Source organism: Pseudomonas sp. 22515 (assembly GCF_052044625.1).
Classification (GTDB): domain Bacteria; phylum Pseudomonadota; class Gammaproteobacteria; order Pseudomonadales; family Pseudomonadaceae; genus Aquipseudomonas; species Aquipseudomonas alloputida.
In genome coordinates this window covers 175,389-196,513 of the sequence record NZ_JBQENN010000006.1, presented here as the reverse complement: position 1 = coordinate 196,513, position 21,125 = coordinate 175,389, and the positions used below count along the sequence as shown (strand labels likewise).

Genomic DNA, 21,125 nt, shown 5'->3' with positions numbered 1-21,125 from the left:
AGGTCATCGTCAAGATTCATTTCGCAAAACCCCTATCTGCGCATGCAGGTAGGGGTTTTGTCTTTGTGGGCAAAAAAACTGGGCTTGCTTGAATCCCTGTGGAGCGGAGATGGCACCGGCTCGCCGGTGTTCGCGGGTAAACCCGCTCCTACAATGGCCTGTGTCCACCCCCCGATGTGTGTCCACCACCAATCTGTGTAGGAGCGGGTTTACCCGCGAATACCGTGGCGGCGGCAACGGTGAACGGCGGGTGGAGATTGGCCAGCAGGGCCGGCTCTTTCGCGGGTAAACCCGCTCCTACAAATCATGAAATGTGCGTCATTTATACCTGACGAATGACAGCGTAATGCTACGCTCGCGGAAATACTCAGCACGGATACTTACCATGGAAATGAACTGGCATCAGGCCCTGCAAGAGAGCCTAAGCTGGCTGGCAATCGCCTCGTTCATCACCCTTGTCAGCTTCACCGCAGCCGCAACTCTGGCCGTAAGTTGTACACGCTGGGGCAGCCAGTTCTGGCAGCTTGCCGGGCCCTATTTCAGTTTCAGGCGCAGTTGGCGGCCGTTGCTGGTGTTTGCCCTGCTGCTGGTCCTGACGCTGTTTTCGGTTCGCCTGAACGTGCTGTTTTCGTTTTGGTACAACGGCTTCTACAGCGCCTTGCAGGGCCTTGACCAAGCGGCGTTCTGGTACCTGCTCGGCGTCTTCGGGGTGCTGGCCACCATCCATGTGCTGCGCTCGCTGTTCACCTTCTATGTCAGCCAGGCATTCAGTATCAAGTGGCGGGTCTGGCTGACCGAGCGCCTGACCCACGACTGGATGCAGGGCGATGCCTATTACCGTGGCCAGTTCCTTGCCGAGCCAGTGGACAACCCTGACCAACGTATCGAACTGGACGTTAACGCTTTCGTCACCAACTCGGTCACCCTTGCCCTGGGCGCAGTCAGTGCGCTGGTTTCGCTGGTGGCGTTCACCGGCATCCTCTGGGGGTTGTCGGCACCGTTGACGGTGGCCGGCGTAGAGATCCCTCGGGCGATGGTATTTGCCGTTTACCTGTATGTCATCGTCGCCACTTGGGTCGCCTTCCGTCTTGGGCGCCCGTTGATCCGGCTTAACTTCCTCAACGAGAAACTTACCGCCAACTTCCGTTACGCATTGATGCGTCTGCGTGAGAACGCCGAGAACATTGCCTTCTACCAAGGTTCGCAAGTCGAGCGGGGCACGTTGCTCGGCCGTTTTGCTGCCTTGATTGTGAATGCCTGGGCATTGGTGTACCGGAACTTGAAGTTCAGTGGCTTCAACTTGGGTGTCAGTCAGGTGGCCGTTGTGTTTCCGTTCATTCTTCAGGCGCCGCGCTTCTTCAGTGGGGCGATCAAGCTGGGCGACGTCATGCAAACTTCCCAGGCCTTTGGGCAGGTGCAGGATTCTTTGTCGTTCTTCCGTGAGTCGTACGATGCGTTCGCGCAGTACCGCGCGACCCTTGACCGTCTCACCGGCTTTCTCGATGCCAACCAGCAGGCAAGTGCGTTGCCGCGCGTCACGACCGAAGACCAGGCGCATGCGCTGCAGATTGCGGGATTACAGGTACTGCGCCCGGACGGACATGCCCTTATCGCCGACCTGGACCTGAGCCTGCACGCCGGTCAGGCGTTGTTGATCAAAGGGCCATCGGGCAGTGGTAAAACCACGCTGCTGCGTGCCCTGGCGGGCCTTTGGCCGTATGCCGAAGGCAAGGTCAGGCGGCCAACGGGGCATCAGGCACTGTTCCTGTCGCAACGCCCGTACCTGCCGCTGGGTGACTTGCGTACCGTCATTGCCTACCCGGCAGCCAGTAATTCCAAGGATGAGTTGCTCATGCAGCAGGCACTGCGCCAGGTCAACCTGGCCCACCTGGCCGAGCGTCTGGACGTCAGCTGTGACTGGTCACACATCCTCTCGGTGGGCGAGCAGCAGCGTCTGGCGTTCGCCCGGGTGCTGTTCAACCGGCCTGAGGTGGTGTTTCTCGACGAGTCCACCTCGGCGATGGATGAGGGGCTCGAGCATGCCCTGTATGCGTTGTTGCGTTCGGAAATGCCGAGTGCATTGCTGGTCAGTGTCGGCCACCGCAGCACGCTGGCAGCGTTCCATACTCACCGGCTTGAGGTGGATGGGCATGGCGGTTGGTCGTTGCTGGAGCAGGAGGCTGCGCTGGCCTAGTTCGGCTTGAGGGGGAGATCGCCATCCAGCATCGCGATCAGCTTGGCCCCTTCACTGCGTGCATTGCCGACATCCTTGGTGACCCGAACCACTCGAACGCCTGCACCGGCAGGCCGTGCTCCGTGGCTAGGCGTTCGACCCCTGCGGCGGGAGCGTTCGGGTTACAGGATGGAACTGTTCAACCTGCGTGCGCTGCAGCCGTGAACCGCCAGGCTAGCCAGGTTCAGCGCAGCAGCGTCAGCCCTGCAAGGGTGGTGACGGCAAACCCTGCACCAACCAGGAAGGTTGCCTGGAACCCCGCACTCTCCCACAGCAATCCGGCTACCACGCTGGCTATCAGCAGTGCCGCACCGGTCAGCAGGTTGAACAGGCCGAAGGCGGTACCGCGCAAGTTGGCGGGGGCGCTGTCGGCAATCATGGCAGAGAAGATGCCTTGGCTGAAGCCCAGGTGCAGGCCCCAGGCCGTTACCCCAAAGGCAAGCCCGGCCCATCCTGGCAAAAGGGCCAGCAGCAGGTCGGCAGTGATCAGCAGGCCTAGCCCGGCCATCAGCACGCCACGGCGCCCCACTCGGTCCGACAACACGCCGGCAGGGTAGGCCGACAGTGAGTAGGCCATCGCCATCAATACCAGTACCGCCGGCGCCCACAGCGGAGTCAGGCCTATGTTCTGAGCCCGCAGCAGCAAGAACGCCTCGCTGAAACGGGCGAAGGTGAACAACGTGGCCAGACCGATCAGGCGCCAATAGACCGGCCCCAGGCGACGCAGCGCGTGCAGTGCCAACGGTGAGCGTACCGGACGCCCCATAGCTGAGGTCTCAGGTTCGTGAACGAAGGCAACTAGGATATACACCGCCACGAACGCCGGGATAATAGCTACCCAGAACACGGTCTGGAAATGGCTCGCTGTCAGCCACATCAACACGATCGCCAGCAATGGCCCGAGGATAGCGCCCACGGTATCGAGCGCCTGACGCAGGCCGAACGCCGCGCCGCGCAGCTCGACCGGCGTAACATCGGCCACCAGCGCATCGCGGGGTGCCCCCCGAATGCCTTTACCGACACGGTCGACGAAGCGTGCCGCAGTCAGCCACTCAAGTCCGGAGGCCATGGGAAATACCGGCTTCATCAGCGCACTCAGGCCATAGCCGATCACTGTCAGCAGCTTGCGTTTACCCAGTCGGTCGCTGAGGGCGCCAGAGAACACCTTGGTGAACGATGCGGTCGACTCGGCGATTCCTTCGATAAACCCCACCGCGATCACCGAAGCGCCGAGCACACTGACCATGTACAGGGGCAGCAGGGCGTGGATCATCTCCGAGGAAATGTCCATCAACATCGACACGAGGCCCAGCGCCCAGATGCTGCGGGGCATCTTCGGCTGGCTTTTGGCAGTGCTTGCGCAGTTGTTGTCATCGCCACGCATCTGGCCGCTCCGCAGCGTTGTACGTCGAAACTGTAGATGCCTGCACACAGGACGCAAATCGGATAGGTGGATGGCAGCAACAGCCTGCGGACATGACTGAACTGTCCATGAATGCAGGGTGGTCATTCCGTCATAGGGTGCCTTCGCCGGTGTTCGCGGGTAAACCCGCTCTTACAGACCGCGAAGGCTTATCAGATGTTGAGCAAGACCGTTGCACCCACAGCGAGCCTCGCTGTGCCAAAGATCACGGTTCAGCAAAGTTCAGTTACAAACATGTAAACTTCGTAAATAAGATTTACTCGCATTTGCGACTCTCTATATTTACCACCCCTGTTGGCCGCCAAACTGAGTGCGGGGCCGGTGGGCGAGGGCTCCCGGTTTCCGACAGGGATGTGCCTTTTCGCTCATGAATCGCAGGAGATGTACCCATGCAGTGCAGAACTTCATCCAACAGCCTGGCCCTGGCGTTCGTCGCGCTGGCGTCGCCGTCCATGCTGGCGACTGCGGCAGAGTCCGAGGAGCGGCGTGCGGGTGAGGTAGTGGAAGCGCCCGTCGCCGACAACGCGCTGGTGATCCAGGACACCCTGATCACCGCCGAGCGCGAGGCGCGACAGGCCCTGGGCACGTCGATCATCACGGCCGAGGACATCAAGCGCCACCCACCGGCCAATGACCTGTCCGACATCATCCGCCGCGAGCCCGGGGTTAACCTGACCGGCAACAGTGCCAGTGGCGCACGCGGAAACAACCGGCAGATCGACCTGCGCGGCATGGGCCCGGAGAACACGTTGATCCTCATCGACGGCAAGCCATCCAGCGCGCGCAACGCTGTGCGCTATGGCTGGAACGGTGACCGTGATACTCGGGGTGAAACCAATTGGGTGCCGGCCGAAGCGGTCGAGCGCATCGAGATCCTGCGTGGCCCGGCCGCCGCACGCTACGGCTCCGGCGCCATGGGCGGGGTGGTCAATATCATCACCAAGCGTCCTTCCGACGAGCTGAAAGGCAGCGTCAGCCTGTACACGCAACTGCCCGAAGACAGCGCAGAAGGCGCCAGCCGGCGAGCCAACTTCAACCTCGGTGGCGGCCTGACCGATAACCTGGGTTTGCGCCTGTACGGTGGCCTGGCCAAGACTGACGCCGACGATCTGGACATCAACGCCGGGCATGCCACCAGCGCCCTGGTTGCGGGGCGAGAAGGCGTTCGCAACAAGGACATCAACGGCCTGCTCAGCTGGAAACTGAACGACGAGCACCGCCTGGAAGCCAGTGCCGGCTACAGCCGTCAGGGCAACATTTTTGCCGGCGACACCATGAACAGCAACGGCGGCGGAGACGTCGACTTCGTCTCCAGCCTCTACGGCCACGAAACCAACGTGATGCAGCGCAGTACTTATGACCTGACCCACCTCGGTGATTTCACCTGGGGTACCAGCAAGACCACGCTGGCCTACGAATACGTACGCAACTGGCGGCTTAACGAGGGCTTGGCTGGCCGCACCGAAGGTGCCCCAAGCGACGAAGGTGGGGCCATGTCCCGTTTGCGTAACACACGCCTGAGCAGTGAGGTGAACCTGCCGTTCGCCATGGGCAGCACAGAACATGTGCTTACCTTGGGTGGCGAGTATCTGTACGAAACCCTCAACGACCAAGGTTCGTTGCGCCCGCAAAGCTCCGACCCCACCCACAATGACGGCCTTGTCGGCTTCGATCGCAGCAGCTCGAAGATGACCGCACGCAGCTATGCGCTGTTTGTCGAAGACAACATCATCGTTGGCGACACCACCCTTACGCCGGGCCTGCGTTTCGACCACCACGAAAGCTTCGGTGACAACTTCAGCCCCAGCCTGAACCTGTCGCACAAGCTGACCGAAGCGCTGTCGGTAAAAGGCGGCATCGCCCGTGCCTACAAGGTTCCGAACCTGTACCAGTCCAACCCCAACTACCTGCTGTACAGCCGCGGTAATGGCTGCAGTGTGCAACAGGCCAACAATGGTGGCTGCTACCTGCAGGGCAACGCCGACCTCAAGCCCGAGATCAGCGTCAACAAGGAAATCGGCCTGCTGTACGACCGTGGTACCTGGCGCACCAGTGCCACCTACTTCCGCAACGACTACAAGAACAAGATCATCGGTGATACCGATGTACTTTACACCATGGGTACCGGCAGCCGTGTGACTCAGTGGGACAACGCCGGCAAGGCACGGGTGGAAGGTGTCGAAGGCAACTTCTTCATCGAGTTGGCCCCGACCCTGGACTGGAACACCAACCTGACCTGGATGCTCGACAACGATGATCGCGAAACGGGTGAGCCGCTGTCGGTGATCCCGGAATACACCGTCAACACCAGCCTCGACTGGCGCGCGACCGAGCAGCTGTCATTCCAGGTAGCGGGTACTTACTTCGGCAAGCAAAAATCGCCGACCTACAACTACCGCACCCAGCAGGACTACGACAAGACCGCCCAGCAGGACGTCGAGGCCTATGGCCTGGTGGACGTGAGCGCCGGGTACAAGTTCAATGCCAACTACGACGTGCGGGTGGGCGTGAACAACGTCTTCGACAAGCAGATCCTGCGCGGCGGCAACGCCAGCAGCTCGGGGGCAAACACGTATAACCAGCCGGGCAGGGCGGTGTTTGCTGCGCTGAATATCAACTTCTGATCCAAAGGGCCGCTCTGCGGCCCAATCGCAAGTCAACCGGATCGCGAATGGCCGGCGACATTGTTGCAGCCAAACGTCTCGCAGCGTGCTAAACCATGCACCCCAGCCCGCTGCGAGAAATGCCTGGTGAAAGCCATCCGCCTGACCCTGATTTGCCATGCCCTGACCCAGGCCCAGAAGAACGGGCGCCTGCACCATACGGATGATGGCATCCTGCCGCTAGCCCGACAGGCAGACGCCGACCGATCAGGCGTGCAACTGCTGAGTGCGCCAGAGCGGCGGGCCTGCGAGACGGCGGCGTGGTTAACGGGGGCGGTACAGGTCGAGCCGGGCTTGGCCGATTGCGACCTTGGGCGTTGGCAGGGTGTGTCGTTGAAGCAGCTACAAGCCGAGCAACCGCTGGCGTTGGCAGAATGGCTGCGGGATCCGGCCAGTGCCGTGCATGGTGGCGAGTCGTTCGCTGCGCTATGCCAGCGCCTGGCCGCTTGGCTGGCGGCCTTTGACAGGCCGGGTGACTGGCTGGCCGTGACCCACCCGATGGTCATACGCGCCATGCTGGTACAGGTGCTTGGGTGTCCGATGAGTGCCGGGCAGCGAATCGACGTGCTGCCGCTGTCACGCCTGGAACTGAGCTTTACCGGGCAGTGGCGGTTGCGCCTAGGCTAAGGCTCAGAACGCCAGCTTGTAACCGATCAGCAGCAGCATCGTTGCCAGGCAAGGGCGCAGCACGCGGTCGGAGATTCGCCCGGTGAGGTGGCTACCCAGATAGATGCCTGGCAGCGAGCCCAGCAGCAGGTAGCCCAGCAGCGACCAATCCATGTTGCCCATGCCCGCGTGGCCCAGGCCTGCTACCAAGGTCAGTGGCACGGCGTGGGCAATTTCGGTACCGACCAGGCGACGGGTGACCAGGAACGGGTACAGCAGGAACAGCGCCACTGTACCCAGGGCGCCAGCACCGATGGAGGTGAGGGTGACCATTATTCCAAGCACCACGCCGGTCAGCACCGTGAGGGTGTTCAGGCTACGGTCGCTGAGGTGGTAGTGATCACCGGCATGGCGGCTGGCGAAGGCCTGCAGGCGCGATTTGAACAGGATGGCCAGCGCGGTCAGGATCAGCACCACCGCCAGGCCTTGCTTGATGATGGCGTTGAGCGCCGAGGTATCGGTGTGCAGGGTGCTGAGGAACCACAGGGTCAGCGCCGCAGCGGGCACGCTGCCCAGGCTGAGCAGGCCGGTGATCTTCCAGTCGATGTTCTTGTTGCGCGCGTGCACCCAGACGCCACTGGCTTTGGTGATCGCTGCATACAGCAGGTCGGTACCGACAGCGGTCGCCGGGTGGATACCAAACCACAACAGGATCGGGGTCATCAGCGAGCCGCCACCGACGCCGGTCATACCGACGATGAAGCCCACGACCAGGCCAGCAATGGTGAAACCGAAAGAACCTACATCCATACGCTACTCGACTGCCCAACTTTGCCCGTTATCGGATGCCAGTCAGCATATAGATTTTTTTATAGCCAAATAGACTTGTTCGTTATTAGGTTATAACCGGGTTTGCCTTGGGCGGGCGCGACCGATCAACGATCAGTCATCACCACCATGACATGGGCATCACCACCGTCATCACTTTCCGACAGGTAGATGTGCCCCACCTGACTGTCGAAATACGCCGTCTCCTGCGGCCCGATGCTGACCGCTTCGCCGGTCTCGAACTCGATGCGCACGCGCCCGCTCAGCACCAGCGCGAACTCTTGCCCGGGGTGGCGAATAAAATCGTCGAACTGGCCGCGTTCCCGGGCAATGATGCGGGCATAAGCCGGTGTCATGCGTCGTGCGGGGAAATCCCCGGCAATTGGATAATAGTCGTAGGTGCCGGTCGAATAACCCGCCGCTGCGGGCAGTGAGTCAACCACCACGGTCACCGGCACCGGGGTGCTGACCGTGCCGCTGGCGCGGAACAGCTGGGCAATATCGACATTCAGCGCCCGCGCAGCAGCGGCCAGTTTTTCATAGCTGACCGACACCTGCGCCAGTTCCATCTTCGACAACGTGGACAGCGGTACGCCACTGGCTTCGGACAATTGCTTGAGGGTCATCTGGCGCGCCTTGCGCACCTGGCGCAGGCGCTGGCCCACTACTGCACGGTCAAGCTGGGGTAGAGCTGAAGGCATTCAGGGATCTCGGCATGCGGCGTTGGTCGGGCATCTTACCTTGGACCCTTGCGCATTTCTAAATTCTCATATATTAGAATTCTCATAAATGATAATTTGCCTGGCAGGAGCGTGCATGACCCCGACCTACGACACCCTGATCATCGGTGCTGGCATCGCCGGCGCCTCGCTGGGCTACCGCCTGGCCGGCCAGCAGCGTGTGCTGCTGGTCGAGCGTGAATCGCAGCCTGGCTACCATTCCACCGGGCGTTCGGCGGCCATGTTCATGGAGGCTTACGGCACCCCACAGATCCAGGCACTGACCCGCGCCAGCCGAGCCTTCTACGAAGCGCCACCGCAGGGCTTCTGCGAGCACCCGCTGCTGGAGCCGCGAGGCTGTCTGTATGTGGCCAGCCTGGAGCAGCGTGAACTGCTTGAGCAAACTTACGCGCAGAACCTGGCCAATGGCACAGAGGTCAGCCTGCTGGACCGGGACGCGGCCTTGGCACTGATACCCAGCCTGCGTGGCGAAACCCTGGCCGGCGCGGTGCTTGAGCCAGGTGCGATGGACCTTGATGTACATGCCTTGCACCAAGGCTTCTTGCGTGGTTATCGCACCGCCGGCGGTGAACTGCGCTGCAACGCCGAGCTGATCCAGGCCTGGTACCTGGACGGCGTGTGGCAGGTGGAGTTGGCTGATGGCAGCCGTCTGCAGGCCCGATGTCTGGTCAATGCTGCAGGTGCCTGGGCGGACCGTGTGGCCGAGCAGTGCGGGGTGGCGCGCATCGGCTTGCAACCGTGCCGACGTAGCGCATTCACCTTCCCCGGCCCGGCAGAACAAAACTTTGCCCGCTGGCCTGCAGTGATTGGCGTCGATGAAAGCTTCTACTTCAAGCCTGATGCCGGCCAACTGTTGGGGTCTCCAGCCAATGCCGACCCGGTTGAGCCACAGGATGCCGCGCCCGACGAGTTCGACGTGGCCTTGGGTATTTACAACATTGAAGCCATGACCACCTTGGCGATCCGCCGCCCTAGCCACACCTGGGCCGGGCTGCGTTCATTCGTTGCCGACGGCGACCTGGTGATCGGTTTCGATGCGCATGCACCCGCGTTTTTCTGGCTGGCGGCCCAGGGTGGCTATGGCATCCAGTCGGCAGCGGGGGCCTCGCGCCTGGCCGCCGACTTGCTGATGGGCCAGCCCGTGTGTCCCGACCTTGTCAGCCAGGGCGTGGCGCCCGAGCGCCTGTCCCCGGCCCGTTTCCAGCAACCCTGAAAGGAGCATCCCATGAGCAATGACATTCAGCGTTTCCCCAGCAGCTTGCCGTTCCCGTTTTCCCGCGCCGTAAAGGCCGGTGGCTTTCTGTTCCTCTCCGGGCAGGTGCCGATGAGCGCTGGCGGCGAAGTGGTGCGCGGTGATATCCAGACCCAGACCCGTGCTGCCTGCGAGCGCATCGCCGAAAGCCTGGAGGCCTGTGGCGCGCGTCTCGACCAGGTGGTGAAGGCCACGGTCTGGCTGTCGGACATGCGCCATTTCGCCGGCTTCAACGAGGTGTACAAGGCGTTCTTTGGCGCGGCGCTACCGGTGCGTTCCACCGTGGCTTCGGCGTTGGCCCTGGGCGTGGATGTGGAGATCGAAGTGCAGGCGTTCGTCGGCGACGCCTGACCGGGCAAAGAGCCCGTGTAGAGGCGGCCTTGTGTCGCGATGGGCTGCAAGGCCGCCCCTACAACCGCGGTATGCGACGGCGATGACAAAACAACAATAAATCCAGAGGTTCACATGCAAGAGCAGCTGAAGATCGCCGGCGCATTTGTCGGCGTGATCGTGGGGGCGGGGTTCGCTTCAGGGCGGGAACTGTTGTTGTTCTTTGTCGATTTCGGCGTGTGGGGGTTGGCTGGCGCGTTGGTCAGCGCCGCCTTGTTCACCTTCCTCGGCATGGCGTTGGCGGGGCTGGGCAATCGCCAGCAGGCCACCTCGCACAAGGATGTGATCCTGGCCATCTGCGGCCGTCACCTGGGCATGTTCGTCGACTGGTTGATCACCTTTTTCATGTTCGCCGTCACCGTGGTCATGCTGGCCGGTGGTGGTGCCTTGCTGGAGCAGCAGTTCGGCATCCCGGCCCTGACCGGCAGCGTGCTGGTGACGCTGGTGGTAGTCGGTATCGTGTGCCTGGACGTGCGCAAGATGATACTTGCAATTGGCGCCATCACACCCTTGCTGATCCTGGTGGCTTCGGCAATAGCGCTGTATGCCGTGATCACCCGCGAGCAGAGCTTTGCTGCGCTCGATCAGGTGGCCAGCCAGCAACAGGCCGGCACCCGCCATTGGCTGCTGGGGGCGTTCTTGTATGTGTCGTATAACATCGTCGCGGGTGCGCCGATCCTGGCCATTCTGGGTGGTTCGGCCAAGGGCGAGAAAGCCGCTGTGTGGGGAGGCCTGCTCGGTGGTGCAGCGCTAGGCGGCCTCATGCTGGTGATGAGTGCCGGGCTGCTGTCGCGCCTGGACAGTGTGGCCGACCAGCCGATGCCCATGCTGTCGATTGCTAACGAAGTGTCACCACTGCTGGGGCTGGTGATGTGCCTGATCATCTTCGGCATGATCGTCAACACCGCGGTGGGCACGCTGTTTTCCTTCCTCTCGCGGCTGTTACCGGCGGGCACGACGAAGTTCCGCTGGGGCTCGGTGGTGACCGGGGTGGTGGCGTTCGGCTGTAGCCTGGTGGGGTTCATCAGCCTGGTGGGTGAGGTGTACCCGTTCTTCGGTTACTTGGGCTTTGTGCTGATGACGGCGGTATTGCTGGCCTGGGTACGGCGGGGCAGGGCTGCGAAGGCGGTGGCTGCATAAGGGGCTGGTACAGGCGACAACAGGCATAGGCCGTTGCCGCCTGAACCCGGCGTTTAAATCCTGAAGCTGCCCACCAACTGCTTCAAACGCCCAGCCTGCTGGGCCAGTTGGTCGCAATGGCGCAGGGTCTCGTTGAGGTTCTCCACCCCTTGCTGGTTCAGGGCGTTGATCTGGGTGATGTCCAGGTTGAGGCTTTCGACCACGGCGGTCTGTTCTTCGGTCGCTGTCGCCACCGACTGGTTCATGCCATCGATTTCGCCAATGCGCTGGGTCACGCTGGCCAGGCGTTCGCCGGCCTGGTTGGCCACCTGTACGGTCTGCTCGCTGGAGACTTGGCTGGTGTTCATGGTATGCACCGCTTCGCGCGAGCCCACCTGCAGGCTGGTGATCATGCGGTGGATTTCTTCCGCCGACTCCTGGGTACGGTGCGCCAGGTTGCGCACCTCGTCGGCCACCACGGCAAAGCCACGGCCGGCCTCACCGGCACGGGCCGCTTCGATGGCGGCGTTCAGTGCCAGCAGGTTGGTCTGCTGGGAAATGCCCTTGATCACGTCGAGGATCTTGCCGATTTCGTCGGTGCTGGCGTTGAGCGTTTCGATCTGTGCGCACGACTCGCTGATCCGTTGCGACAGGGCAGTCATGGCGCTGATGGCTTCTTCAACCACTTCACGGCCACCGTGCGCCTGTTCGCTGGCACCGCTGGCATGTTGCGAAGCATCTGCGGCGTTGCGGGCGATTTCCTGGGTGGCGGCGCCCAGTTCGTTGATGGCCGCAGCGACGCTGTTGGTGCGCATGCTCTGTTCTTCAGAACCGCTGATCGACGCATTGGACGCGCTGACCACTTTCTCCGAAAGGTCATGCACCAGGCGGGTGGCCGAGGACACTTCGCTGATCGAGGCATGGATACGTTCGACAAAGCGGTTGAACGAGGTAGCCAGTTCGCCGAATTCGTCCTTGTTCTGCACGGCCAGGCGGCGGGTAAGGTCACCTTCACCCTCGGCGATGTCGCGCATGGCGCGGCCCATGGTGGTCAGCGGGCTCATCAGCACCGGAATCAGCAGGCCGAGCAGGCCGGCGATGGCGGCCACGGCAATCAGCATGGCAATGATCGCCGAGGTGCGGAACTGGCTGAGCGCGGCATAGGCCTTGTCCCTGTCGATCGACAGCCCGATGTACCACTGCGCCGAAGGCAGGCCGGCCACCGGGGCGAACGAGATGATGCGGTCCTGGCCGTTGAGGGTGACATCCTGCATGCCGGCGGCAACCCGCAGGTTGCTGCCTGGGTAGATGTCCTTGAGGTTTTTCATCACCTGGTCTTTGTTCGGGCTGACGATCACCTGGCCATTGGCGTCGGCCAGGAAGGCGTGACCGATGCCGCCGAAGTCGACCGAGTTGATGATCTCGACGAGTGTGTCGAGGGTAACGTCACCGCCGACCACACCGATCAGTTCGCCATTGCGCTTGCTCTTCACCGGCGTGGCGATGGTCACCATCAGGCCACCGACTGCCCCCTGGTACGGGGCGGTCAGCACGGTCTGCCCGGCGTTGGCGGCGGCGCCATACCAAGGGCGCTGGCGCGGGTCGTAACCGGCGGGCATCTGGGCATCCGGGCGCTGGGTAAATTCGCCGTTGGCCTGGCCCAGGTAGGTGAACAGGAAATTACGCGTGTAGGACGGCTGCTCGATCAGCCCTGCCAAGGTGTCGCCGGCGCCTTGCTGGCCGATGTCCTGGGCCAGGTTCTCCAGCACCAGAATGCGCCCGCTCATCCAGTTCTGCACACTGCTGGCGGTCAGTGCCCCGGACTGCTGCACCGAGGCTTCGATATTCTGGCGGATGGTATTGCGTTGCAGGTAGTCGTTGTAGAGCGTGAACAGGGCAAATGCCAGGACCACGACGCCGCAGGCGCTGAGCAGGATCTTGTGGCGAAATTTCAGGTTCATGTTTCGAGACCTTGAGCCAATGAGGGGAGGGCGCAGCGCGCTCATGACGCGATGCGGGGCCTGTCGACCGAGATATCGGCTCGAGGGGTAAAAGATTGAAGTGCTTAGAGAAATTTCTTACAGGCGTTTCGACGGACGGCAGTCACGGGTCAGCCAACTGCTCGATCAGCAGGCGTGCGGCTTGCTGCAGCGGCTGTTGTTTGCGCCACAGGATATGCACGGGCAGTTGCAGCGCGTTGTGTGTATTGCGGAACTCCAGGCGCACCAGGCGCCCGCTGGCCAGCAGCGGCGCGACCCGCGACAACGGCAGATCACCCCAGCCCAAGCCAGCTTCAACCATCTGCAGCGCCAGGTCAAAGCTGTCGGTGGACCAGTGTGTGGCGCCGATCAGCGGGCGAGGGTCAGCCAGAGGCAGATCGCGGCTGCGCACCAGAATCTGACGCACCTGGGTCAGGTCCTCAAGGTAGTGGATACGCCCCTCACGCAAGGCCGGGTGGGCCGGCGACAGGATGGCTACCAGCGACTCCATGCCGATGTGCTGGAAGCCGCGACGGGCATCGACCTGCAGGCCGGCAAAGGCTACGCAGAGGTCGGCACGACCGCTGTCCAGCAAGTGCAGGGCTTCTTCCTGCGGGGCGCTGACCAGGGCAATGTCCAGCAAGGGGTGGCGCTCACCGAGGTTGGCGATGGCCGCCAGCAGCGGGCGGTGATCGATGTCGGGTACCACCGCCAGGGTCAGGCTGCTCTCCAGCCCTTGGGACAACTCCAGGGCATGAACCTGCAGCAGCCCCAGTTGTTCGGCAATCAGCCTGGCGTGTGGCTCCAGGGCCAAGGCCTGTGCGGTTGGCCGAACTTCACGCGGGCCACGTTCGAACAGGCTGTAGCCAAGTTCTGCTTCAAGGTTGCCAATGGCCATGCTCACGGCTGAAGGCACGCGCTTGAGGGCACGCGCAGCGGAAGAAAACGAACCGTGGTCGAGCACGGCCAGAAACAGCTGGATGTTGTCGCTGGAAAAGTTCATGGCAGCCTCCTGTCAGTTGATCTGACAGCTGCTGACTTTTGCTGTCAAGTGCGTTGAAGCATGATCGCCCCGTCGCTATTTGTCTTTGGAGGTAACCTGGGTGCAGGGATTGAAACGCAAGCTGGTCTACGTGACTTTCTATGAACTGATCGGGCTGTGCATGTCGACCCTCGGGCTGGCCTACCTGTCAGATACGCAGGCGTCGCATACCGGGCCCTTGGCGGTGATGATCACCACCATCGCCATGCTCTGGAACCTGATCTACAACACCCTGTTCGAGTACTGGGAGAGCCGCCAGGCCAAGCGGGGACGCAGCGTGGCGCGGCGGGTGGTGCATGCCATCGGCTTCCAGTTGACCCTGGTGGTTTACTTGATTCCGCTGATTGCCTGGTGGCTGGACATGACATTGCTGGAGGCGCTGCTGGTGGATTTGGCGTTCATCATCCTGGTGCCGTGCTACACCTTTGCCTACAACTGGGCGTTTGATCGTGTGTTTGGCTTGCCAAGCGCTGCCCTGGCCACAGCTTGATACAGCCTTGCACTGCGAAGGAGCCGGCACAGGCCGCCTCTAAGGTGGCAGGCGAATGATCAAAGGCGCTTGCTGTTGCTCGACCTGCTGCTCCACCGGCCGCGGCGCACTGGCCAGCAAGCTGTCCTCAACCTGCCCCGACAGGTAATAGACCCCCGCCATGGCCCCGCTCTGGCGGTTCTCCATCAACTCCTGCCATTCCTGGTTCAACGCCACGTTCAGGATCACCCGCAGTTGTTCGACCATCTGCGGGTGATCACGGTCATGGGTCATCATCCCGTAACCGGCTGCAGCAATCGAAATCATCGCCCCTGCCACCTTGCCCACTGCCGATGCCACGGCACTGGCGATACCGCGTGGGGCCAGGGTGGCGCCAAGCTTTTCGCTGGCCTGGGTGGCCACCGAGTTGAGCCCGACATCGGTCCTGCCGGGGCCTTTGCTGGCCTGCTGATGCAAGTGCTGGCGCATGGCTTGCCAGGCCGGCTGCTGGTCCAGTGACTTGGCCCGCAGCAGCTGATACAGGCTGGCATTGCGCGCATCCGGTGGCCCCAGGGCGATGGCGGGGATACGGTTGAGGCGCTGGCTGAACTGCTCGGGCGGCGCGTTGTAACGGCTGATGATGGCCGGCAGTTGCTGGCCGAGCAGTTGCAGGTACAGTTCGCAGGCGCGGTCGCGGATGCCCTCGGGGTTGATCTGCTCGGCTACCGGCTCGATCACCCGCGCGTGATACTGCTCCTGCAGGTACAGGGCCAGGCGTTTTTCTGCCGGTTCCCGACCCTCGCCACTGTCGAGCTTGTACCAGGCCACCTTGAGGGTCAGCCACTGCTGGGTCCAGTAACCCGTGAACCAGGGGATGAAGTCGCTTTCGGTGCGTTGCTGCACTTGCTCCTTCCACACCCGCATGGAGCGCCGGGCATAGTCGTTGGCCGAGCCGGCGGCACCGGCCGAGGCTTCTATCAGTTCCTGATCGATGCGTTGCCAGGCCGCGGGAGTGAGTATTGTGGGTGGCGGCGGGGCAGGGGGGCGCTTGCTGGCACAACCGCCGAGGGCCAGCAGAAGGCAGAGCAACAGGAGGACTCGAGAACTCACGCGACCGCCTCCCTGGTAGAGGCTGGGGTGGTTCTCGAAGTATAGGGTGGGGTTATTGGGGCTGCTGTGCAGCCCATCGCCCGCATCCGCTCAGATGCAGATGGTTGCGTGAGCGCGGCCTGCGTGGGAGCGATCGCGTCCGTTTGGTCGGGTTATTCCAGGTCGAGCTTTTCTTCCAGACGGTCAAGGTGCCTGTGCATCAACCCCAGCGCCGCTTCGGCATCACCTTGCTCCACGGCATCGATGATTGCCGCATGCTCTTCCCACGCGCAGTGATCGCAGCACGGCGTTTCGTAGCGAGCGATGATCAGCGAGGTCATCGGCACCAGCCCATTGAGAAATCGCGCCAGTGGTGCATTGGCCGCCACCTGCGCCAGTTTCAGGTGGAACTCGCCGCCCAGGCGGATCGCTGCGCAGCGTTCGCCACGCTCATGGTGCTGGCGCTCGCGCTCCACCAGTTGCCGTAGCTGGCGCACCTGCGCCGGCCGGGCGCGTTGCGCAGCCAGGGTGATCAGCGTGGTTTCCGCCAGACGCCGGGCACTGAGCACCTGACGTGCCTGGTCTGGGTCGGGTGCAGCCAGATGTGCGGTGTGGCTGGGGCGCTGTACCACCACCTGCTGGTCGGACAGGCGCCCCAGCACGCGGCGGATCACCGTGCGGCTGACACCAAAGGCATGGCCCAGTGCCTGTTCGGGCAACAGACTGCCCGGCGGCAGGCGCTGTTCGAGAATGGCGTCGAACAGCCGCGGATAAATCTGCTCGGCCGACAGGCGGGTTTCGCCGGCCGCGAGCAGGGCAGGCAAGTGGGGGGCGGCGTTCATGGGCACTCTCCTGAGGTCATGGATGTGGATGTTCGTCCGGGATATTCAACGCGATGCCCATGCGCAGCCCTTCGGCCACGATGTGCTGACGCATCTGGGCACTGGCCTGGGCGCTGCTGCGTTCGCGAATGGCGCGCACCACCGCTTCGTTTTCCTTCAGCCGCGCGGCCAAGTGCTCTGGCGAGTTGCGCAGCATGTCGGCGCTTTGCTTCAGGGCATTGCCGGTCTGCTGCACCACGCTCTGGAAAATCGGGTTGGTGGTCAGGGCGAACAGCGCCTCATGGAAGGCTATGTAGGCTTTGACCCCGGCCTCGCTATCATCGGCCTCCAGCGCTTCGCGCATGTCCATCAGGGTCAGGCGCAACTGGCCGATGTCCTGGCTGTTGGCCGACTGCGCCACCAGGCCGACGATGAACGGTTCGAGTGTGTAGCGCAGTTCCAGCACGTCGGCCAGGCTGGCCGCTGCGCTGGTTTCCACGCCCGACGCCTGGGCATCGGCATCCAGCACCAATACGCCCTTGCCGGGTAACGAGCGCACCAGGCCCAGTGTTTCCAGCACGGTTACCGCTTCGCGCAGGCTGGGGCGGCTGATGCCCAGTTGTTCGGCCAGTTCGCGCTGACCTGGCAGCATGTCGCCGGTGCGCCATTGGCCGCGGGCCAGGGCCTGGCGGAGTTTTTCCACCACTGAGTTGACGACGGTTGATGAGCTGATCACGTTTCGCTCCTGGAAGGGCCGGCATCAATGCCGGCCACGTTCGCTCAGAATTCCTGTTGATGGGCATTGGGTTGCTTGCGGGGCGTGGGGGCAAAGCCAGGCTTGCCGTCGAGTACGTTCTGCGCACGCTCCAGATCAATGTCCTTCTCCCAACGGGCAATGGCCACGGTGGCCACGCAGTTGCCGATCAGGTTGGTCAACGCCCGGCCGATACCCATGAACCAGTCCACCGCCAGTACCAGTACCAGGCCTACCACAGGGATCGCCGGTACCGCAGTCAGGGTGGCGGCAAGAATCACCAGTGCCGAGCCTGGGATGCCGTGAGCCCCCTTGGAAGTCACCAACGACACCAGCAGGATGGTCAGCAGGTCGGTCATTTCCAGTGGCGTGCCGGTGGCGTTGGCGATGAACACGATCGCCAGGGTGAGGTAGATGGAAAAACCATCGAGGTTGAACGAGTAGCCGGTAGGGATCACCAGGCCGACCGTCGAACTGCCGATGCCCAGGTGCTCAAGCTTGCGCATGATCTGTGGCAGCACGGCGTCGGAAGAGGCGGTGCCCAGGACGATGGTCAGCTCTTCACGCAGGTACTTGATCAACGGCAGCAGCTTCAGGCCCGACAGGCGCATGACGGTGCCCAGCACGATCAGCACGAAGCCGGCACAGGTCAGGTAGAACAGCGCTACCAGCCCGCCCAGGTGCTGCAGCGACGCCAGGCCGTACTTGCTGGTGGTGAAGGCAATGGCGCCGAACACGCCGATCGGCGCCAGGCGCACAATCATGCCCATGATGCGGAAGATCACATGGCTCAGTTCGTTGATCAGTCGCGAAATGCCGGCGGCCGAGTCACCCACCAGGTTCAGCGCGCTGCCGAACAGCACCGAGAACAGCAGCACCTGAAGAATGTTGTTGTCGGCGAAGGCACCGATCACCGAGGTGGGGATCAGGTCCATGAAGAACGCCGTGGCGCCATGGATGTGCTGGCCGCGCTCGGCCAAGCCGTTGGCATCGGCGGCGGACAGTTGATCCAGGTGAATGTTGGCACCGCTGCCAATGCCACTGGTGAAGGCGAACACCAGGCCGATCACCAGCGCCAGGGTCGTCAGCACTTCGAAGTAGATCACCGACTTCAGGCCGATGCGGCCGACCTTTTTCAGGTCACCCGCACCCGAAATGCCGCTGACCACCACGCAGAACACGATCAGGCCGATGAGCATCTTGATCAGCTTGATGAAGCCGTCGCCGAGGGGTTTGAGTTGCAGGGAGAGGTCGGGGAAGCTCAGACCGCAGGCGATGCCGAGGGCAAGGCCGAGTACGACTTGCAGGAAAATCGAACGCGAGCACCATTTGAGCATGGGAGGAGTCTCTGATCGGTGTCCTTGCTTCGGTAGCCGCACGGGGCGAAAGAGCGCAGGACTTAATTATTGTGGTCTTACCGGTTTGTTCAGCGCGAGGCCATAAAAGCGCGAAAAATACCTGATTGCAAGGTTTTTTGGCCTTACCGGTCTGACCAGTTGTGGGGCAATCAAGCCTGCCATGCTCTAGTTCGGTGCGTGCCGTAAAAGGGGGCGCTTGAAATAGCTCAGGGCTTGGCCAGTGCCTGATCCACCGCTGCAATCAGCTTGCCAAGATCTTTGGGTGGGGCGTTGTGGATGACACCGAACAGGTAGGCGCGCTGCTCCTCTTCGTCGTCCGGTTCAGCGAAGAAGTCCTTGGGCTTGACGCCCAGCACCTGGGCAAACGCCATGATTGCATCGATGCTGGGGGTGTAGGTGCTGGTTTCGAAACGGCTGATGGTCTTGGGGTCGAAGCCGGTTCGTTCAGCCAGTTGTGCCTGGGTCAGGCCCGCCAGCTTGCGGTAGCGGCGCAGGGCGATACCCAAAGCTGATCTCGTCATCGCTTAATTCCCATTTAGAATCAAGAACTTAACGATATCTATCAATGTGGCGCAACGCCATGATCGATCACCTTTGTTTTATTTATGTGATGAATTTCGTAGAATTCATGGCTTGACCGGTCAGTCATCGTCACCTTCCTTGTACCGTTCGGCCTCGTGCCGTAACGGCAGGAAGCGCTTTTGCCCATTGGAACGGATCCTCATGAATCGGTTCCGATGGCCGTCGATGTACTGGGTACCGGCTTGTCATCGAATGGAGTCTCATCGTGCGCCTCAACCTGCCGGTAACCCCGGTCGAGCAACGTTTCCCCCCCGATCAGCGGCTGATTTCTGCTACCGATACCGCCAGCCTGATCACCTACTGCAACCCTGAGTTTGCCGCCATCAGTGGCTACAGCGAGGCCGAACTGATCGGCAGCCCGCACAACCTGGTGCGCCACCCGGACATGCCGCCGGCGGTGTACGAGTTGATGTGGCGCTACCTGAAAGCCGGCAAGAGCTGGATGGGTATCGTCAAGAACCGCTGCCGTAACGGCGACTACTACTGGGTCAATGCCTACGTCACGCCCATCCTCGAAGGTGGGCGGGTCGTGGGTTACGAGTCGGTGCGCGTATGCCCCACGCGGGAGCAAGTAGCCCGTGCCGAAGCCCTCTATGCGCGGCTACGCAACGGTCAGGCGGCATTGTCGGCGCCGCGCCGTCTGAGCTTGCTGACGCAGGCCTTGGCCTTGCCACTGGCCGGTGGGCTGCTGGCGGTGGGTGCCAATCAGTTGTGGCCTGGCCTGGTGGGGCAGGGGCTGACCGTGGGGCTGTTCGTGGCCTGCGGTCTATGGGCGCGCAATGCCCTCGGGCGGCAGCTGCAGCAGATTGTGCAGGGGGCCGAAGGTGCCTTCGCCGACCCGGTTGCAGCCTTGACCTACAGCGACCTGTCGGGTGCTGCCGGGCAGTTGCAACTGATGCTGATCAGCGAAGAGGCACGCCTGAAAACCGCATTGACGCGGCTAAGCGATCTGGCCGGGCAAATGGCCGTGGCCGCTCGCGATGCCGGGCAGTTGTCGCGCAGCACCGAGGCGGCATTGCTGGAGCAGCGTGCCGAAACCGACCTGAGCGCCACTGCAATGAACCAGATGGCCGCCTCCATTGGCGAAGTCGCCAACCACGTGCAGTTGACCGCCGCCGAGGCACACACGGCGCACCTGCTGGCCGAGCAAGGTAGCCAGGTGGCCGATGCCAGCGGCACGGCCATTCGTAACCTGGCCAGCACTGTGACGCAGATCAACCAGGCGGTCAGCCACCTGGCGGGTCAGACCGGCGCCATCGCCGAGGCAGCCGGGATGATCCGCGGCATTGCCGAGCAAACCAACCTGCTGGCCCTCAACGCCGCCATCGAGGCTGCCCGTGCGGGCGAGCAGGGCCGGGGCTTTGCCGTGGTCGCCGACGAGGTCCGGGCATTGGCCGACAAGACCCGCCAGTCCACCCTGCACATCCAGGCCATCATCGATGCCCTGCGCAGTGGCGCCGAGGAAGCCGTGGCGATCGCCAGCCGAGGCATCGACGGTGCCGAGCAAGGCGTTGCCCAGGTGCAGGAAGCCCGACAGGCGCTGCATGGCATTCGTGACGCGGTACAGCGCATCAGCGACATGAGCCAGCAGATGGCCACCGCCTCGCAGCAGCAGTCGGCGGTGGCAGAAGATGTTTCGCGGCAGATCAACGGCGTAGCCGGTATTGCCCAGCACAGCGCCCACAGCGCCAACGCCGCCGCCTCGCGCGGTACCGAACTGGAACACGTGTGCGCCGGATTGCGCGCCCTGGTGGAGCGCTTCAACCGCTAAGGCAGG

17 protein-coding genes and 3 pseudogenes are annotated in these 21,125 nt (G+C 62.6%); 9 read left to right on the top strand and 11 right to left on the bottom strand.

Annotation, left to right across the window (positions count from 1 at the left end; translation table 11 throughout):
• Nucleotides 1–385: 385 nt before the first annotated feature.
• The gene (locus tag ACTJJN_RS08585; RefSeq protein WP_221100289.1) at nucleotides 386–2,194 is read left to right on the top strand and encodes an ABC transporter ATP-binding protein/permease; all 1,809 of its coding nucleotides are present in this window, start codon (nucleotides 386–388) and stop codon (nucleotides 2,192–2,194) included.
• Between the two features lie 223 nt (nucleotides 2,195–2,417).
• Here ACTJJN_RS08585 and ACTJJN_RS08580 read toward each other — a convergent pair whose 3' ends face one another.
• On the bottom strand, nucleotides 2,418–3,617 hold the full coding sequence (locus ACTJJN_RS08580; protein ID WP_440781199.1) for an MFS transporter: 1,200 nt from the start codon (nucleotides 3,615–3,617) through the stop codon (nucleotides 2,418–2,420).
• 428 nt (nucleotides 3,618–4,045) lie between these two features.
• On the opposite strand from ACTJJN_RS08580, the gene ACTJJN_RS08575 reads away from it, so the two are divergent.
• Both ACTJJN_RS08575 and ACTJJN_RS08570 read left to right on the top strand, forming a co-directional pair.
• Nucleotides 4,046–6,280, top strand: a complete 2,235-nt coding sequence (locus tag ACTJJN_RS08575; protein ID WP_440781198.1) for a TonB-dependent siderophore receptor — start codon at nucleotides 4,046–4,048, stop codon at nucleotides 6,278–6,280.
• 126 nt (nucleotides 6,281–6,406) lie between these two features.
• A complete protein-coding gene (locus ACTJJN_RS08570; RefSeq protein WP_088512917.1) occupies nucleotides 6,407–6,946 on the top strand; it encodes a histidine phosphatase family protein in 540 nt (179 codons plus the stop codon).
• A 3-nt stretch (nucleotides 6,947–6,949) separates the two neighbouring features.
• Here the strand turns inward: ACTJJN_RS08570 and ACTJJN_RS08565 are convergent, their stop codons facing one another.
• Nucleotides 6,950–7,735 (bottom strand): sulfite exporter TauE/SafE family protein, encoded by a 786-nt coding sequence (locus tag ACTJJN_RS08565; protein WP_003250191.1) that lies wholly within the window; start codon nucleotides 7,733–7,735, stop codon nucleotides 6,950–6,952.
• Between the two features lie 125 nt (nucleotides 7,736–7,860).
• Nucleotides 7,861–8,454, bottom strand: coding sequence for a helix-turn-helix domain-containing protein (locus ACTJJN_RS08560; RefSeq protein ID WP_047604082.1), 594 nt, complete (start codon nucleotides 8,452–8,454; stop codon nucleotides 7,861–7,863).
• 115 nt (nucleotides 8,455–8,569) lie between these two features.
• On the opposite strand from ACTJJN_RS08560, the gene ACTJJN_RS08555 reads away from it, so the two are divergent.
• The 3 genes from ACTJJN_RS08555 (at nucleotide 8,570) to ACTJJN_RS08545 (ending at nucleotide 11,275) form a co-directional block, all read left to right on the top strand.
• Nucleotides 8,570–9,706, top strand: coding sequence for an NAD(P)/FAD-dependent oxidoreductase (locus ACTJJN_RS08555; RefSeq protein ID WP_440781197.1), 1,137 nt, complete (start codon nucleotides 8,570–8,572; stop codon nucleotides 9,704–9,706).
• A 12-nt stretch (nucleotides 9,707–9,718) separates the two neighbouring features.
• Nucleotides 9,719–10,096 (top strand): RidA family protein, encoded by a 378-nt coding sequence (locus tag ACTJJN_RS08550; protein ID WP_003250199.1) that lies wholly within the window; start codon nucleotides 9,719–9,721, stop codon nucleotides 10,094–10,096.
• 114 nt (nucleotides 10,097–10,210) lie between these two features.
• On the top strand, nucleotides 10,211–11,275 hold the full coding sequence (locus ACTJJN_RS08545; RefSeq protein ID WP_012053083.1) for a YkvI family membrane protein: 1,065 nt from the start codon (nucleotides 10,211–10,213) through the stop codon (nucleotides 11,273–11,275).
• Between the two features lie 53 nt (nucleotides 11,276–11,328).
• Here ACTJJN_RS08545 and mcpA (ACTJJN_RS08540) read toward each other — a convergent pair.
• From mcpA (ACTJJN_RS08540) to ACTJJN_RS08530, 3 genes and pseudogenes are all read right to left on the bottom strand, one after another.
• Nucleotides 11,329–11,925 (bottom strand): annotated as a pseudogene (gene mcpA / locus ACTJJN_RS08540) (methyl-accepting chemotaxis protein McpA); the annotation flags it as partial.
• Nucleotides 11,926–12,183: 258 nt separating this feature from the next.
• Nucleotides 12,184–13,215: pseudogene (mcpA, locus tag ACTJJN_RS08535) on the bottom strand (methyl-accepting chemotaxis protein McpA); the annotation flags it as partial.
• A gap of 142 nt (nucleotides 13,216–13,357) precedes the next feature.
• Nucleotides 13,358–14,236 (bottom strand): LysR family transcriptional regulator, encoded by an 879-nt coding sequence (locus ACTJJN_RS08530; RefSeq protein ID WP_440781196.1) that lies wholly within the window; start codon nucleotides 14,234–14,236, stop codon nucleotides 13,358–13,360.
• A gap of 100 nt (nucleotides 14,237–14,336) precedes the next feature.
• Between ACTJJN_RS08530 and ACTJJN_RS08525 the strand changes: the two genes are divergently transcribed.
• Nucleotides 14,337–14,765, top strand: a complete 429-nt coding sequence (locus ACTJJN_RS08525; protein WP_012053081.1) for a PACE efflux transporter — start codon at nucleotides 14,337–14,339, stop codon at nucleotides 14,763–14,765.
• Nucleotides 14,766–14,804: 39 nt separating this feature from the next.
• Here the strand turns inward: ACTJJN_RS08525 and ACTJJN_RS08520 are convergent, their stop codons facing one another.
• From ACTJJN_RS08520 to ACTJJN_RS08500, 5 genes are all read right to left on the bottom strand, one after another.
• On the bottom strand, nucleotides 14,805–15,854 hold the full coding sequence (locus ACTJJN_RS08520) for a hypothetical protein (protein ID WP_392491309.1): 1,050 nt from the start codon (nucleotides 15,852–15,854) through the stop codon (nucleotides 14,805–14,807).
• Between the two features lie 152 nt (nucleotides 15,855–16,006).
• Entirely contained in the window at nucleotides 16,007–16,675 is a 669-nt protein-coding gene (locus ACTJJN_RS08515) for a GntR family transcriptional regulator (protein WP_003250210.1), read from the bottom strand.
• 16 nt (nucleotides 16,676–16,691) lie between these two features.
• On the bottom strand, nucleotides 16,692–17,390 hold the full coding sequence (locus ACTJJN_RS08510; protein WP_003250211.1) for a FadR/GntR family transcriptional regulator: 699 nt from the start codon (nucleotides 17,388–17,390) through the stop codon (nucleotides 16,692–16,694).
• A 44-nt stretch (nucleotides 17,391–17,434) separates the two neighbouring features.
• Entirely contained in the window at nucleotides 17,435–18,745 is a 1,311-nt protein-coding gene (locus ACTJJN_RS08505; protein WP_012053078.1) for a C4-dicarboxylate transporter DctA, read from the bottom strand.
• Nucleotides 18,746–18,972: 227 nt separating this feature from the next.
• Nucleotides 18,973–19,287, bottom strand: a complete 315-nt coding sequence (locus tag ACTJJN_RS08500; RefSeq protein WP_003250216.1) for a helix-turn-helix domain-containing protein — start codon at nucleotides 19,285–19,287, stop codon at nucleotides 18,973–18,975.
• Nucleotides 19,288–19,553: 266 nt separating this feature from the next.
• Here ACTJJN_RS08500 and ACTJJN_RS08495 point away from each other — a divergent pair.
• Nucleotides 19,554–19,883: pseudogene (locus ACTJJN_RS08495) on the top strand (PAS domain-containing protein); the annotation flags it as partial.
• A 360-nt stretch (nucleotides 19,884–20,243) separates the two neighbouring features.
• Nucleotides 20,244–21,119 carry a methyl-accepting chemotaxis protein gene (locus ACTJJN_RS08490; protein WP_370588368.1) on the top strand — a complete coding sequence of 292 codons (876 nt, stop codon included), beginning with the start codon at nucleotides 20,244–20,246 and terminating at the stop codon, nucleotides 21,117–21,119.
• Nucleotides 21,120–21,125 lie beyond the last annotated feature (6 nt).

Bases quoted from the DNA above. Each gene is read 5' to 3' on its own strand.
- ACTJJN_RS08585 (WP_221100289.1), top strand. From the start codon at position 386: ATGGAAATGAACTGGCATCAGGCCCTGCAAGAGAGCCTAAGCTGGCTG.
- ACTJJN_RS08580 (WP_440781199.1), bottom strand. From the start codon at position 3,617: ATGCGTGGCGATGACAACAACTGCGCAAGCACTGCCAAAAGCCAGCCG.
- ACTJJN_RS08575 (WP_440781198.1), top strand. From the start codon at position 4,046: ATGCAGTGCAGAACTTCATCCAACAGCCTGGCCCTGGCGTTCGTCGCG.
- ACTJJN_RS08565 (WP_003250191.1), bottom strand. From the start codon at position 7,735: ATGGATGTAGGTTCTTTCGGTTTCACCATTGCTGGCCTGGTCGTGGGC.
- ACTJJN_RS08560 (WP_047604082.1), bottom strand. From the start codon at position 8,454: ATGCCTTCAGCTCTACCCCAGCTTGACCGTGCAGTAGTGGGCCAGCGC.
- ACTJJN_RS08555 (WP_440781197.1), top strand. From the start codon at position 8,570: ATGACCCCGACCTACGACACCCTGATCATCGGTGCTGGCATCGCCGGC.
- ACTJJN_RS08550 (WP_003250199.1), top strand. From the start codon at position 9,719: ATGAGCAATGACATTCAGCGTTTCCCCAGCAGCTTGCCGTTCCCGTTT.
- ACTJJN_RS08545 (WP_012053083.1), top strand. From the start codon at position 10,211: ATGCAAGAGCAGCTGAAGATCGCCGGCGCATTTGTCGGCGTGATCGTG.
- ACTJJN_RS08530 (WP_440781196.1), bottom strand. From the start codon at position 14,236: ATGAACTTTTCCAGCGACAACATCCAGCTGTTTCTGGCCGTGCTCGAC.
- ACTJJN_RS08515 (WP_003250210.1), bottom strand. From the start codon at position 16,675: ATGAACGCCGCCCCCCACTTGCCTGCCCTGCTCGCGGCCGGCGAAACC.
- ACTJJN_RS08505 (WP_012053078.1), bottom strand. From the start codon at position 18,745: ATGCTCAAATGGTGCTCGCGTTCGATTTTCCTGCAAGTCGTACTCGGC.
- ACTJJN_RS08500 (WP_003250216.1), bottom strand. From the start codon at position 19,287: ATGACGAGATCAGCTTTGGGTATCGCCCTGCGCCGCTACCGCAAGCTG.
- ACTJJN_RS08490 (WP_370588368.1), top strand. From the start codon at position 20,244: ATGCTGATCAGCGAAGAGGCACGCCTGAAAACCGCATTGACGCGGCTA.